This is a genomic window from Methanothermobacter sp. (assembly GCF_049720995.1).
In the GTDB taxonomy this organism is placed as follows: domain Archaea; phylum Methanobacteriota; class Methanobacteria; order Methanobacteriales; family Methanothermobacteraceae; genus Methanothermobacter.
In genome coordinates, this window is sequence record NZ_JBNASF010000011.1 from 38,388 (window position 1) to 52,011 (window position 13,624).

Annotated in this window: 22 protein-coding genes; 20 read left to right on the plus strand and 2 right to left on the minus strand. The window is 48.6% G+C overall.

Annotation, left to right across the window (positions count from 1 at the left end; all coding sequences use genetic code 11):
• Window positions 1–53: 53 nt before the first annotated feature.
• The 17 genes from hmtB (at window position 54) to ACPLJI_RS04945 (ending at window position 9,501) form a co-directional block, all read left to right on the plus strand.
• Window positions 54–257, plus strand: coding sequence for a histone HmtB (hmtB, locus tag ACPLJI_RS04865; protein ID WP_013295523.1), 204 nt, complete (start codon window positions 54–56; stop codon window positions 255–257).
• 289 nt (window positions 258–546) lie between these two features.
• Entirely contained in the window at window positions 547–918 is a 372-nt protein-coding gene (gene rpl7ae, locus ACPLJI_RS04870; protein ID WP_013295524.1) for a 50S ribosomal protein L7Ae, read from the plus strand.
• A gap of 49 nt (window positions 919–967) precedes the next feature.
• A complete protein-coding gene (locus tag ACPLJI_RS04875; RefSeq protein ID WP_013295525.1) occupies window positions 968–1,174 on the plus strand; it encodes a 30S ribosomal protein S28e in 207 nt (68 codons plus the stop codon).
• Between the two features lie 18 nt (window positions 1,175–1,192).
• Window positions 1,193–1,354 (plus strand): 50S ribosomal protein L24e, encoded by a 162-nt coding sequence (locus ACPLJI_RS04880; protein WP_013295526.1) that lies wholly within the window; start codon window positions 1,193–1,195, stop codon window positions 1,352–1,354.
• Window positions 1,351–1,806, plus strand: coding sequence for a nucleoside-diphosphate kinase (ndk, locus tag ACPLJI_RS04885; protein ID WP_370005244.1), 456 nt, complete (start codon window positions 1,351–1,353; stop codon window positions 1,804–1,806). The genes ACPLJI_RS04880 and ndk overlap by 4 nt, the downstream gene beginning before the upstream one ends.
• Window positions 1,807–1,820: 14 nt before the next feature.
• Complete coding sequence (gene infB, locus ACPLJI_RS04890) at window positions 1,821–3,605, plus strand: translation initiation factor IF-2 (RefSeq protein WP_424730957.1); 1,785 nt, start codon at window positions 1,821–1,823, stop codon at window positions 3,603–3,605.
• Between the two features lie 21 nt (window positions 3,606–3,626).
• A complete protein-coding gene (locus ACPLJI_RS04895) occupies window positions 3,627–4,007 on the plus strand; it encodes a 30S ribosomal protein S6e (RefSeq protein ID WP_424730958.1) in 381 nt (126 codons plus the stop codon).
• Window positions 4,008–4,031: 24 nt separating this feature from the next.
• On the plus strand, window positions 4,032–5,258 hold the full coding sequence (eif2g, locus tag ACPLJI_RS04900; RefSeq protein WP_424730959.1) for a translation initiation factor IF-2 subunit gamma: 1,227 nt from the start codon (window positions 4,032–4,034) through the stop codon (window positions 5,256–5,258).
• Window positions 5,259–5,282: 24 nt separating this feature from the next.
• A complete protein-coding gene (locus ACPLJI_RS04905; RefSeq protein ID WP_424730960.1) occupies window positions 5,283–5,636 on the plus strand; it encodes a PIN domain-containing protein in 354 nt (117 codons plus the stop codon).
• A 14-nt stretch (window positions 5,637–5,650) separates the two neighbouring features.
• A complete protein-coding gene (locus tag ACPLJI_RS04910; RefSeq protein ID WP_424730961.1) occupies window positions 5,651–6,181 on the plus strand; it encodes an inorganic diphosphatase in 531 nt (176 codons plus the stop codon).
• 29 nt (window positions 6,182–6,210) lie between these two features.
• The gene (gene rpoE, locus ACPLJI_RS04915) at window positions 6,211–6,756 is read left to right on the plus strand and encodes a DNA-directed RNA polymerase (protein WP_424731025.1); all 546 of its coding nucleotides are present in this window, start codon (window positions 6,211–6,213) and stop codon (window positions 6,754–6,756) included.
• On the plus strand, window positions 6,753–6,935 hold the full coding sequence (spt4, locus tag ACPLJI_RS04920) for a transcription elongation factor subunit Spt4 (protein ID WP_013295534.1): 183 nt from the start codon (window positions 6,753–6,755) through the stop codon (window positions 6,933–6,935). Before rpoE ends, spt4 begins: the two co-directional genes overlap by 4 nt.
• A complete protein-coding gene (locus tag ACPLJI_RS04925; protein ID WP_424730962.1) occupies window positions 6,935–7,423 on the plus strand; it encodes a GTP-dependent dephospho-CoA kinase family protein in 489 nt (162 codons plus the stop codon). Before spt4 ends, ACPLJI_RS04925 begins: the two co-directional genes overlap by 1 nt.
• Window position 7,424: 1 nt before the next feature.
• A complete protein-coding gene (locus ACPLJI_RS04930) occupies window positions 7,425–7,727 on the plus strand; it encodes a 30S ribosomal protein S24e (protein WP_424730963.1) in 303 nt (100 codons plus the stop codon).
• Window positions 7,728–7,883, plus strand: coding sequence for a 30S ribosomal protein S27ae (locus ACPLJI_RS04935; RefSeq protein WP_013295537.1), 156 nt, complete (start codon window positions 7,728–7,730; stop codon window positions 7,881–7,883).
• Window positions 7,884–7,891: 8 nt separating this feature from the next.
• The gene (gene argH / locus ACPLJI_RS04940) at window positions 7,892–9,301 is read left to right on the plus strand and encodes an argininosuccinate lyase (RefSeq protein WP_424730964.1); all 1,410 of its coding nucleotides are present in this window, start codon (window positions 7,892–7,894) and stop codon (window positions 9,299–9,301) included.
• 59 nt (window positions 9,302–9,360) lie between these two features.
• Window positions 9,361–9,501 (plus strand): DUF3096 domain-containing protein, encoded by a 141-nt coding sequence (locus tag ACPLJI_RS04945; RefSeq protein ID WP_171770393.1) that lies wholly within the window; start codon window positions 9,361–9,363, stop codon window positions 9,499–9,501.
• Window position 9,502: 1 nt separating this feature from the next.
• Here ACPLJI_RS04945 and ACPLJI_RS04950 read toward each other — a convergent pair whose 3' ends face one another.
• Window positions 9,503–10,516, minus strand: coding sequence for an ATPase (locus tag ACPLJI_RS04950; RefSeq protein WP_424730965.1), 1,014 nt, complete (start codon window positions 10,514–10,516; stop codon window positions 9,503–9,505).
• Window positions 10,517–10,752: 236 nt separating this feature from the next.
• Between ACPLJI_RS04950 and ACPLJI_RS04955 the strand changes: the two genes are divergently transcribed.
• Entirely contained in the window at window positions 10,753–11,361 is a 609-nt protein-coding gene (locus ACPLJI_RS04955; RefSeq protein ID WP_424730966.1) for an acyltransferase, read from the plus strand.
• 140 nt (window positions 11,362–11,501) lie between these two features.
• On the opposite strand, the gene ACPLJI_RS04960 is transcribed toward ACPLJI_RS04955, so the two are convergent.
• A complete protein-coding gene (locus tag ACPLJI_RS04960) occupies window positions 11,502–11,957 on the minus strand; it encodes a YbhB/YbcL family Raf kinase inhibitor-like protein (RefSeq protein ID WP_424741155.1) in 456 nt (151 codons plus the stop codon).
• Window positions 11,958–12,003: 46 nt separating this feature from the next.
• Between ACPLJI_RS04960 and ACPLJI_RS04965 the strand changes: the two genes are divergently transcribed.
• Both ACPLJI_RS04965 and ACPLJI_RS04970 read left to right on the plus strand, forming a co-directional pair.
• Complete coding sequence (locus tag ACPLJI_RS04965; protein WP_424730968.1) at window positions 12,004–12,744, plus strand: ATP-binding protein; 741 nt, start codon at window positions 12,004–12,006, stop codon at window positions 12,742–12,744.
• Window positions 12,738–13,520, plus strand: a complete 783-nt coding sequence (locus ACPLJI_RS04970; RefSeq protein ID WP_424730969.1) for a UbiA family prenyltransferase — start codon at window positions 12,738–12,740, stop codon at window positions 13,518–13,520. Before ACPLJI_RS04965 ends, ACPLJI_RS04970 begins: the two co-directional genes overlap by 7 nt.
• Window positions 13,521–13,624: the final 104 nt, after the last annotated feature.

Genomic DNA, 13,624 nt, shown 5'->3' on the forward strand with positions numbered 1-13,624 from the left:
TTTATATAGGATAATATGAATAGATTATATTACATAAAATGAGGTGGTTAATTATGGAATTGCCAATAGCTCCAATTGGAAGAATAATAAAGAATGCCGGTGCAGAGAGGGTAAGTGATGATGCAAGGGAAGCCCTTGCAAAAGTGCTTGAAGCCAAAGGTGAAGAGATAGCTCTTAACGCAGTTAAACTTGCAAAACATGCTGGAAGAAAAACTGTTAAGGCTTCTGACATTGAACTGGCAGCTAAGAGGATGTAATTCTCACATACATCCATCATTCATTCCCTTTTTGCCCGCGGCAAAACTTTATATGTGATGAACCCACAATTTTATTTAATCCTTGTTTTCCTGGGTGTCTCAGGGGATTATCCGGGATTAATCTAAGTACGATTTCTGATGAAAATCTGTATCCAGCAAGTTTTATATAAGGAGAACATATAAAGGGTACTACCCACCTCATGTTAATCCATAATTTGGATTAGTTGTCCAGATTGGTGTAATTACCGATGGATGGTAGAAAAACCAGATGAAAAAGGAGGTAAATAACATGGCAAAGGCAATCTATGTGAAATTTGATGTACCGAAGGAACTGGCTGACAAGGCCGCAGAGGCACTTGAAATAGCCAGGGAAACAGGTAAGATATCAAAGGGTACAAACGAGGTTACCAAGGCGGTTGAAAGAGGAGTCGCACAGCTTGTACTTGTGGCTGAGGATGTTGAACCAGCCGAAATCGTGGCTCACCTCCCGCTCCTTGCAGAGGAAAAGGAAATACCATACATATACCTTCCAACCAAGGATGAACTGGGTGCAGCTGCAGGTCTCAACGTCGGCACAGCATCAGCAGCCATAGTTGAAGCCGGCGATGCCGAAGACCTCATAAACGAAATAATAGAGAAGGTTGAAGAACTTAAAAAATAGATGAAAGGCAGAAAAAGCCTTTCACTTTCAATTTAATAAAGGTGGTTTAATGGAGGAAGCAACTCCAGCAGAGGTTATTGAGGTTCTGAAGAGAACCGGGATGACTGGAGAGGTAATGCAGGTCAAGTGCAGAATCCTTGATGGAAGAGATAAGGGAAGGATACTCACAAGGAACGTCATGGGTCCAATAAGGGAAGGCGATATCCTTATGCTCCTTGACACAATCAGAGAGGCAAAGGAAATCAGGACCCCCTGATCAGGCAGGTGTTTGTAAATGAGAGTCTGTTCATTCTGCCATGAAGAAATAGAGCCAGGTACAGGAAAGATGTACGTTAAGAAGGACGGCACAATCTATTTCTTCTGCAGCAGCAAATGCGAGAAAAACATGATCAAACTGGGAAGGGTTCCAAGAAAAGTTAAATGGGTTAAAAAATGATGGAAAAAAGCTTTGTAATGTTGAAACCTGACGCAGTAAAGAGGCGCCTCGCAGGAAGGATAATATCCAGGTTCGAGGATAAGGGACTCAAGATAGTCGCTGCCAGGATGCTCCAGATCCCTGAGGACCTTGCAATGGAACACTACCAGGAACACAGGGAGAAACCATTCTTCAGGGACCTTGTGGACTACATCACATCAGCACCCGTACTTGCAATGGTCATAGAGGGTAAGGACTGCATCTCCATCATAAGAAAGATGGTGGGAGCAACAAACCCTGCAGAGGCAGAACTCGGAACAATCAGGGGAGACTTCGCCCTTGAAACAGGTAGAAATATAATCCATGCCTCAGATTCTCCAGAATCAGCTGAAAGGGAGATTAAACTTTTCTTTAAGGAATCAGAAATTTGCAGCTACGAGATGCCTGATAGGGAAATGGTATACGAGGAATGAACGCGGAGATTTCAATGAAAATCAGATCACCCATAGTTTCAGTACTCGGACATGTGGATCACGGGAAAACCACCCTCCTTGACCATATAAGGGGCAGTGCAGTTGCCGCAAGGGAGGCGGGCGGTATAACCCAGCACATAGGGGCCACAGAGATACCCATGGATGTCATTGAAAACATATGCGGAGATTTCCTTAAAAAATTCTCAATCAGGGAGACGCTGCCAGGACTCTTCTTCATAGACACCCCTGGACATGAAGCGTTCACAACCCTCCGTAAACGTGGGGGGGCCCTTGCAGACCTTGCAATACTCATCGTTGACATAAATGAGGGATTCAAGCCCCAGACCCAGGAGGCTCTCAACATCCTCAAGATGTACAGGACACCCTTTGTGGTGGCTGCAAACAAGATAGACAGGATCCACGGCTGGAGGGCCACTGAAGGCTTGCCCTTCATGGAGACATTCAGCAAACAGGACATTCAGGTCCAGCAGAAACTGGACACAAAGGTCTATGAACTTGTGGGCAGGCTCCACGAGGAGGGCTTCGAATCAGAGAGGTTCGACAGGGTAACCAACTTCGCCTCACAGGTCAGCATAATACCCATAAGTGCGGTGACCGGAGAGGGAATACCCGAACTCCTAACAATGCTCATGGGACTTGCACAGCAGTACCTCAGGGAACAGCTGAAAATTGAGGAGGATTCCCCTGCGAAGGGGACCATCCTTGAGGTTAAGGAGGAGACAGGTCTCGGGATGACAATAGATGCGGTCATCTATGACGGCATACTCCGTAAGGACGATACCATCGCAATGATGACATCAACGGATGTCATATTCACAAGGATAAGGTCCCTCCTGAAACCCAGACCCCTCGAGGAGATGAGGGAGTCCAGGAAGAAGTTCCAGAAGGTGGACGAGGTGGTGGCTGCTGCGGGTATAAAGATCGTGGCACCCGACATCGATGATGTAATGGCGGGTTCACCCCTCCGTGTCGTCACGGATCCAGAGAAGGTCAGAGAAGAGATACTCAGTGAAATAGAGGACATCAAGATAGACACCGACGAGGCAGGTGTGGTTGTAAAGGCCGATACCCTGGGGTCCCTTGAAGCGGTGGTGAAGATACTGAGGGACATGGATGTCCCCATCAAGGTGGCTGACATAGGGGACGTTTCAAGGAGGGACGTTGTGAATGCAGGAATATCCCTCCAGGAGGACAGGGTCTACGGGGCTATAATAGCCTTCAACGTGAAGGTGATCCCATCAGCGGCCCAGGAACTCAAAAACTCAGATATCAAACTCTTCCAGGGAAACGTCATCTACAGGCTCATGGAAGAATATGAGGAATGGGTCAGGGCCATTGAGGAAGAGAAGAAGAGAAGGTGGATGGATGCAATTATAAAACCTGCAAGCATAAGGCTGATCCCTAAACTTGTCTTCAGGCAGAGCAAACCTGCAATCGGTGGCGTTGAGGTCCTTGCAGGTGTCATAAAGCAGGATTACCCCCTCATGAACGAGGAAGGAGAAACTGTGGGTACAGTTGAGAGCATGCAGGATAAGGGTAAAAACCTCAAATCAGCATCACGCGGCCAGAAGGTTGCAATGGCAATCAAGGACGCCGCTTACGGGAAGACGATCAATGAGGGCGACACGCTCTACGTTGACGTACCCGAGAACCACTACAGAATACTCGTGGATGAACTTTCAGGGGATCTGACAGAGGAAGAACTTGGTCTTCTGGAGAAGATAGCGGAGATCAAGAGGAAGAAGAATCCTGACTGGGGAATGAAGGCACCATTTTAATTGAAGAAAGGAGGAGATATATTGGCATTTAAGGTTGTGATTTCAGATAAGGAGAAGAGTGTCCAGATGGAGGTAGAACCATCAGAATCAAGGGCCCTCATTGGCCTCACAATAGGGGATGAATTCGATGGTTCAGTAATAGGCCTCAAAGGATACAGACTGAAAATCACAGGTGGAAGCGATAAGAACGGTTTCCCAATGAAGAAGACTGTGCCCGGTGCAAGGAGAGTTAGAAGCCTTGTATCAGGTGGCGTGGGGTACAAACCTGCACGTAAGGGTGAGAGGAGAAGGAAAACATTCAGGGGAAACACTGTATCAGAGGACATAGTACAGATAAACACCGTGGTTATCGAAAAGGGTGAAAAGCCACTTGAAGAGCTTCTTGGCGCCGATGAGGAATAATAAAAGATTTTATAGGTGTAATCCGTGAAAAATCAATCTGAAATAAACATTGGTCTTGTGGGGCACGTGGACCATGGTAAAACAACCCTTACAAAGGCCCTTTCAGGTGTCTGGACAGACACCCACAGTGAGGAAACCAAGAGGGGCATATCCATCCGTCTGGGCTATGCTGACATAACATTCAGAAAGTGCCCCCAGTGTGAAGCCCCGATGTGCTACACAACTGCAGTGATCTGTGAGAGGTGCGGCACCGAGACAGAGCTTCTGAGAAAGGTGTCCTTTGTGGATGCACCCGGCCATGAAACACTCATGGCAACCATGCTTTCCGGAGCCGCCCTCATGGACGGAGCCATACTTGTAATAGCCGCCAATGAGCCATGTCCCCAGCCCCAGACAAAGGAGCACCTCATGGCTCTTGACGTGATAGGGGTTAAGGATGTTATCGTTGTCCAGAACAAGATAGACATAGTCTCCAGGGAAAGGGCCCTTGAGAGTTACAGGGAGATCAAGGAATTTGTGAAGGGTACATGTGCTGAGGATGCACCTATAATACCTGTATCTGCACAGCAGGGCGCCAACATTGACATTCTCATTGAGACAATTGAGGAGAAAATCAAAACACCCAAAAGGGATGTTGATAAGCCTGCCAGGATGTACGTGGCCAGGTCCTTTGATATAAACAAACCAGGGGTTGACCCTGAACACCTTGCAGGTGGAGTTATAGGCGGCTCACTTGTCCAGGGTAAATTCAGGGTGGAGGATGAGATAGAGATAAAACCCGGCATACAGGTTAAAAAGGATGGTAAACAGTCCTGGATGAGCCTCCACTCCACCATCACAGGCCTTGTGGCAGGGGGAGAGGAGATGGATGAGGTTGGTCCAGGGGGCCTCGTGGGTGTTGGAACACTCCTTGATCCCTCACTGACCAAGGCAGATTCACTTTCAGGTTCAGTGGCCGGTGAACCAGGCACCCTCCCACCTGTGAGGCACTCCTTCACCATGGAGACCCACCTCCTTGAGAGGGTCGTCGGTACCAGGGAGGAGACCAAGGTGGAACCCATTAAGACAGGGGAGCCCCTGATGATAAACGTCGGTACCACAACCACCGTGGGTGTTGTTAAATCAGCAAGGGCTGCTGATGCCGACGTCGTCCTTAAACTACCCGCCTGCGCAGAGGAGGGTCAGAGGATAGCCCTATCAAGAAGGGTTGGAGCAAGATGGAGGCTGATAGGATATGGTATCATCAAATAGGGTGGTTATAGACACCAATTTTTTATGATACCCCACCAGTTCAGGGTTGACATAGTATCTGAGCTCCGGAGACTCTTCCCGACCCATGAGCTCCTTGTCCCCTCCTTTGTGATAGGGGAACTTGAGGGTATAAGGAGGCATGCAGGTGGCGATGCAAGGATAGCCGCCTCAATTGGCCTTTCTCTGGCACGAAGACCACCATTCAGGGTGGTTGAGGAGGAACTCCGTGAAGGTGAAACTGCTGACGATGCGCTTCTCAGGATCTCAGACGTGCTCTGCACCGCTGACCGGGAGCTCAGGGAAAGGGCGAGGTCACAGGGCATACCCGTGGTCTATCTGAGGCAGAAAAAATATCTTGCAGTTGATGGGCATATATAAATAGGAGGTTTTTCATGAATCTGTGGAAGGATATTGAACCTGGACCATCAGTACCAGAGGTAGTATATGCAGTTGTTGAAATACCCCGGGGTTCAAGGAACAAGTATGAATACCACAAGGACCTTGAGGCATTTGCACTTGACAGGGTGCTCTACTCACCGGTATTCTACCCTGCAGAGTACGGTATAATACCCCGGACCCTCTACGATGACGGCGACCCAATGGACATCATGGTACTCATTGATGAGCCAACATTCCCTGGATGCATCATAGAGTCAAGGCCCATAGGCCTTCTCAGGATGATAGATGGGGGGGACCAGGACGATAAGATCCTGGCGGTGCCTGTTGATGACCCCCACTACAGTGATGTTAAGGATATATCGGACATACCCCAACACATCCTGAAGGAGATAGCACACTTCTTCCAGGTTTACAAGAACCTTGAAGGTAAGGAGACAGAGATAATCGGATGGGAGGGCGCCGAAAAGGCACTTGAAGCCGTTAATCACTCCATAGAACTCTACAGAGAGAAATGTATGGAGTAATTCTTTAATGGGGGATCCCATTGTATTATATAACAAAAATTGTTGACACAGTCAGAATACCTCCAGACCGCTTTGAGGAGCCACTGGAGGAGGTTGCCATAGAGGTTCTCAACGAAACCTACGTTGGAAGGATGGACAGGAACCTCGGCCAGATGATAACCGTAAATGAAATAGAGGATATAGGAATCGGAAAGGTCATAATGGGTGACGGTGCTGCCTACCATGAGGTGACATTCACAGCCCTATTCTTCAAACCGGAACTACATGAGATCGTTGAGGGCGAGGTAATAGAGATTGCAGAGTTCGGAGCATTCGTGCGCATTGGGCCGGTGGATGGTCTTGTGCACGTTTCACAGGTGACAGACGATTACATAACCTATGATGCCAAGAAGGGCTCCCTTACAGGTAAGGAGACAGGTAAACGCCTGGATGAGGGGGACCTTGTAAGGGCAAGGATAGTCGCGCTGAGCCTCAAGGGCCGAAGAGAGGGTGTGAAGGTTGGACTCACCATGAGGCAGCCAGGACTTGGAAAATTCGAATGGATTGAAGAAGAGAAGAGGAAGAGTAAAAAATGACTGAGAAGGCATGCACAAGGTGTAAGAGAATCACCAGCGACGAACGCTGCCCGGTCTGCAATGTTCCAGCATCCACCAACTGGAGCGGACTGCTCATAATCATAGATCCAGAGAAATCAGATATAGCCAGGGAGCTGGATATAAAACTTCCTGGTGAATACGCACTGAGGGTCAGATAGTGTACATTCTACCGGAAAAACTCAGGGCAGAGCTCAAGAAACCCCTTGGAGAGCTCCACGAATCCTTCAGAAACATCGATGTGGGGGATTCGTTTCTCATAACGGTTGGTGATGTCACAACACGCAACGCACTGGAGCATGGCCTGAAACCGGACATCAGCATAATAGACAACAGGATACAGAGAAGGGACTCTGACCATGAATTCAATGACACAGCAACCATTATCAGATCCACAAACCCGCCAGGCACCATAACAGAGGACCTCTGGAACTCCATCAAAAAGGCCATGGATGGGGCAAGAGCCGGCGAACGCTTCATGATAGTTGTTGATGGAGAGGAGGACCTGGCTGTTTTACCATCAATCTTAATGGCCCCAGCAGACACTGTCATACTCTATGGACAGCCAGATGAGGGTGTTGTGCTGGTAAAGGCCATCGAAACACGGAAAAGAGCTGAAGAACTCATAAAAAACTTTGAGGAGGCATAGAATGGAGATCAGAATAATCGAGGAAAAGGAAAACCCACTCTTAAACAGAAAGGAGATAAGGTTTGAATGCTTATATGAGGGCGAATCAACACCGAAGGTCCTTGATGTTAAGAACAAGCTCGTTGCAATGCTTGACGCGGATAAGGACCTCCTTGTGGTCGACAAGATCGACCAGGGATTCGGCGAGCCAAAGGCCTCAGGATACGCCAAGATATATGATTCAATGGATAAACTCACCGAGATAGAACCTGAACACATCATAAAGAAGAACACAGAGGCACAAGAGGAAGAGGAGGAGGAATAGATGAAGAAGTTCGAACTCTACGAGGTAAAGGGGGATAAACTCGTAAGGAAGAACCCCTTCTGTGTGAGATGCTCAAACGGTGTCTTCATGGCGGACCATGGGGACAGGTACGCCTGCGGTAAGTGCGGATACACCGAATGGAAAAACAGGGAATAGGTGGAAACTTGAACCTGAGGGCTGGCAGACTGAAGAGGGGCATGGAGGATGAGGCAGCAGAGTTTACCTCATCCCTCACATTCGACCACTACATATTTGAGGCAGATGTTGACTGTAACATTGCACACACAACCATGCTGGCCCATGAGGGTATAATACCGGAGGAAGTGGCAGATAAGATCATAGAAGCCCTTGAAACCCTCAGGGAGGAGGGTGTCGAGGCCCTTGACATGGACCCATCGGTGGAGGATATCCACATGGCTGTCGAGAACTACGTGACAGCCATGATAGGTGAGGAAGCCGGGTTCATGCACACAGGCAAATCCCGGAACGACCAGGTTGCAACTGACCTGCGCCTGGCCCTGAGGGAGAAAATAAAAATTATCAGCCACGAACTCCTCGATTTCATTGATAAGATAGCTGAAATGGCACTTGAACACACAGGGACGGTCATGGTTGGCTACACCCACCTACAGCATGCCCAGCCAACAACCCTTGCCCACCACCTCATGGCCTACGCCTATTCCCTCAGAAGGGATTATGAGAGGCTCCAGGACGCCCTGAAGAGGATTGACATCAACCCCCTGGGTTCCGCGGCCATGACAACCACAACCTTCCCCATAAACAGGGAACTTACAACGGAACTTTTAGGGTTCTCTGATTACATGAGGAACTCCATGGACGCGGTGAGTGCAAGGGACTTTATAGCAGAGACAATCTTTGACCTCTCGGTGCTGGCGGTGAACCTAAGCAGGATCTCAGAGGAGATGATACTCTGGAGCACCTACGAGTTTGGCATGATAGAGATCCCTGATGAATTCTCATCAACATCATCGATAATGCCCCAGAAGAAGAACCCTGATGTGGCCGAGATAGCCAGGGCAAAGACCTCCACACTCCATGGGGCCCTCTTCTCTGTACTTGGAATCATGAAGGCCCTCCCCTACACCTACAACAGGGACCTTCAGGAGATCACACCCCACCTGTGGAGGGCCACCGAGACTGCACTATCAATGATCCGCGTCGTGAGGGGGATGCTCCTTGGCATCAGGGTTAACCGGGAGCGGGCCCTTGAACTTGCAGGGGCCAACTTTGCAACCGCAACTGACCTTGCAGATATCCTTGTAAGGGAGCGGGGCATACCCTTCAGGGTGGCCCACAGGATAGTCGGAAGACTGGTCACAAGGGCCATTTCCGATGGTCTCAGGCCCTCTGACATAGATTCAGAGTACCTTGATGAGGTCAGCCTCGAGGTCACCGGCAGGAGACTTGAACTGGACCGGGAACTTGTGAGAAGAGCACTTGATCCACTTGAAAATGTCAGGATGAGGATGGTTCCAGGTGGACCAGCCCCTGAGATGGTTAGGGCGGCCATTGATGATATCAGAGCTTTTGTGGAGTCTGAAAGGGGCACTTAAGGATTATTTTTTTCATGGAGCAGAAATTTTATATATAATTTTTGACATACAATTATTACATGAAATCTGAAACCGAAACAAGGGTTGTTGGACTTCTGGCGGTACTCATCGGTATACTGATGATAATCTACCCGCAGCTTGTCGGGTATCTGGTTGGTGTGTTCCTCATAGCCTACGGTCTTCTCAAGATATTCAGTTAGTTCACCGGGAGCCGCAGATACTCCATACAAGTTCCAGGGCCTCGCCGGGTTCAAGCACACCGGCACGGGTCTCCCTGAGGACCCTCTGAATTGAGTAGCGCCTCATGTGGGGATACCTGCGGTGGACCTCCCCAAGAAGGGGACAGCCGAACCCTGAGGGGGCTCTGATCCCGTAATCGGATACAGAGGACTTCAGTTCCTGCTTTGAGGCCGCAAAGAGTGCAGGTAGATTAACCCTGAGGATATCATCGGTTACCTGGAGCGAACGGTATCCTGCTGAGAGTAGATCACCGAATATCACAGTATCAATTCCCTCATTCTTTATTTTTTCCATGATGACTTCCTCAATCATGGATGAGCACCTACCGCAGGGGTGGAACCTCCCCTCCAGTGCATCCCTCTGAAATTCAGTGAAGTCCATCCTGATGTACTCGTGCCTCACCCCGAGGGAACTGGTGAGTTCATCCACAGCCTTCCTGACGTGACCTGGCAGTACAATGGTGCCAGGGTCAGCGGTGAATGCCACAGGTTTTAAACCAAGATTAAATGCTGCTATGAGTGAAAATGAACTATCAGTACCCCCTGATAGTGCCACAGCAGCACCGGGCTCTTCGATGGAGTTTGGGGGTGCACTGCTGCCTCCTGTGAGAAAGTCAAGTCCCGCAGGATATTCAAGCCGTTTCCTCAGCGGTTCCTCAAGGAGGGAGAGCACCCTGAAGGATCCCCTGAGTTCAGCCAGTCGCTCAAGTGCAAATTTAACCCGTTCCCTTCTCATGATGATGTCGATCTCTGATTCAACATGTATCCTGCTGATGCCAAGTTTCTCCCGTAATCTGCCCACAACCCATCCACCCTTCCCTATTATGATGGACTTATCTGAACGGTCGGGCGCGACTATGAGGAGTTCGTCTCTTTCCCCATTGAATATGGCCTTGGCTATCCTTACCTCTGTATCCTCATGACCTACCTCGGATCTGACCTCCCTGATGAGAACCGCAAGTTCATCTGCATCCATGGAATCCTTCCTGATTATTTCCTGATGATTGAATGTCCCCAGTGAACCACCTTTTTTGATGAGCCGATGTAATTATAGATGGTATGCATGAAGTAAAGTATATTATGGATACTGTCAATATCTGATATAAGGGAAGGATATGACTTCCTCATAGATACTGTCAATATCTAATATAAAAGGATATGACTTCCTCTGTACCTGGACTTTAATAAAGCATTTGGGGGATGCATGGGCAAATGCCAAATATTAAAAGTCTTCTTTTTGGAGATCAGGAAGAAGAATGGGGTTATAAAAGGGAAAGTGAGAATATAATAGTTGGTTATGGCTACAAAAAGTTCAGTAAACCCCCGGTTATAGGTAAAAACCCTCTTCTGCGCTCAAACACAGTTATATACAATGATGTTACCATAGGTGATAACCTCAGAACAGGCCACAACGTCCTCATAAGGGAGAAGACAACAATAGGTGATGATGTACTCATAGGTACAAACACGGTCATTGAGGGTCACTCAAAGATAGGGAGCAATGTCAGCATCCAGTCAAACGTGTATCTGCCCAAGAACAGTTACATAGAGGACAATGTATTCATAGGACCCTGCGCATGCTTCACCAATGACCGCTACCCCATAAGGGTCAATTACAAATTGAGGGGCCCCATAATAAGGCAGGGGGCATCCATAGGTGCAAACTCCACCTTCCTCTCCAGGATCGAGGTGGGTGAGGGTGCAATGGTGGCAGCGGGGGCGGTCGTAACCAGGAACGTGCCCCCATGGTCACTGGCAATCGGTGCACCTGCCCGTATAAAGGCTCTTCCTGCCAAGCTGAGGGTTCCCAACAATATTTAGTTTTTGATTCTTTCCTGTGATGTTGGGGATGCATAGGAGTTCTGTATTTCTTTTTCCCAACAATATTAGATTCTTCTGCATCAGCTGGATCTGTTCTATTTTTTCCCCAGTCTGCAGTGACTTCTGAGTGATTGAATGAGCTATTCTCTTCTGTAGAGCCCCACTATTCTAGCCTCAGCCAGAACATGGCCCTCCATTGCCTTGAGGACGTCCTCCTTGCCTGCACCGGGTTCAAGGTCCAGCATGGTGTCAAGGGCGTAGAGCCTGAAGAAGTACCTGTGAACACCGGATGGAGGGCAGGGGCCCCTGTAGCCTATGGTTCCAGAGTCATTGTAGCCCTGGACTGAGCCATCAGGCAGCCTCCCCATGGATGGAATGTTCTCATCAAGGCCCCCTGAGCCTGGGGGCATGTTGAATATTACCCAGTGGGTCCACACCTTTGATGGGGCATCGGGGTCGTCGCATATGAGTGCAAGGGATTGGGCCTCTGGAGGGACGCCATCCCATTCCAGGGGTGGCGATATGTTTTCACCATCACACGTGTACCTTGAGGGTATCCTTCCACCATCATTGAATGCACGGGTCTTGAGGTTCATGGTATCACCTAACATGATTATATGTTTCCTGTCATTAATTATTATTATGGACTACAAGGTGAACTCGGCATCCGATAACAGTGTCTTCGTTGTGACTGAGTCCTACAGAAGGCTTCTTGAAGCCCTTGAGGTTATCAGGGAGTGCCGTGGCAACATACTCCATGTTGTGGGCGCCCCCGGGACGGGCAAATCAGCCAACATCTACAGGGGTATCCAGGAGGTGGGGCTTGATGTATATGAAGTGCCATGTAACCTTGAGTCAGCGGATGTTGATGCAGATTATGTGTTCAGCCACCTCTTAGATGAGATGAAGGCGGAGCTGGGTGCAGATAGCAGGAGGGATCTTTACAGGAAACTTGCCGAATTTGATGCTGTGGTCTTTGCTGACAGGTTCCATGACAGCCATGATTTCTCAGAATTCATGGGTTTCAGTCAGTGGACAGCCAGGGCGGGATCTGAAGCACTGAAGTTCTACCTCAGATGCATTGGTGAGTACCTCAGAAACAGGAAAGCATTCAGGGACATGAACATGATCTTCCAGACAGCCTGGAGGTTCTACTTCAGGGGTAAAAAGCTGGACATCTTCACCGACATACCCATCCTCTCTTCAGTGCTCTTTCACTCCCTCAGGATTCCCTTTACAGCTGTAAGGATAGATTACACTGTAACTGAAACCTTAAATATAATAAGGGCCCATTCAGGTGCTGATGAGGAAGAGATAAGGCGTTACATAGAATTATATGGCTGCAGACCAAGAACCGTTCTGGAGAAGATGAGATCATGCTGAGTACACTCCTACGTTCAACGAGAATGAGCTGGTGTGCCAAGAACATCCACATGTACATTCTGGCACTCACCTATGCCTCAGATGCAGACCCCATCAGATTCATCTCAGGACTCTTCACGGTGACGCTCCTCTGGGGGGCTCTATATTCACTTAACGACTTCACCGACATTGAAAGTGACAGGAACGACCGCATGAAAAGGGGAAGGCCCTTCATAGAGAACCATGTTGAACCCAGGGAGGTCCTGCTTTTTATATTTGTCCTTCTTGTGGTGTCCACTGCAGCTGCATATATCATCCATCCGGTATTCTGCCTGATACTCCTTCTAATGGTCCTAAACCAGTTCATCTACACACTCCCACCAGTAAGACTGAAGGACACTCCGCTTGCACCACTTGCAAGTACTGCAACAAATACAGTTCTGAGACTGGCATCCGCCGCTGTTCTCCTGGGGGGTATTCTCACCGTACCTGTCCCGGTCTACATTTTAATGTACCTTGCGGGTATGGGCACATACCTGATGTACAAGGAAAAAAAGGCTCAGACAACCCTTGTTTCCGTTCTGTTCTGTGTTCTCCTTGCCTGGAGCTACACTGGAGGTTACATCAGCCTGCTGCAGATCCTTCTTGTGATAGTTCCACCATTCATAGCCACCGTACCACTTTATCTATCCAACTTCACGAAAAGGGAGCGGATGGTGGAGGTGGCTGATCTGATTTACCACAGGGTTCTTGTGGCATTCTACCTGGTATGCATAGCGGTGCTTTTACTGGGTTAATTACTATTTCAATCTTTACAGTGGAGAATTATTCTAAAAATTAGATTAAAGAGGATGGGGTTTCAGTTGCTGGGTTCTTCGCTGGTGCTTGAATGGAAAATTAG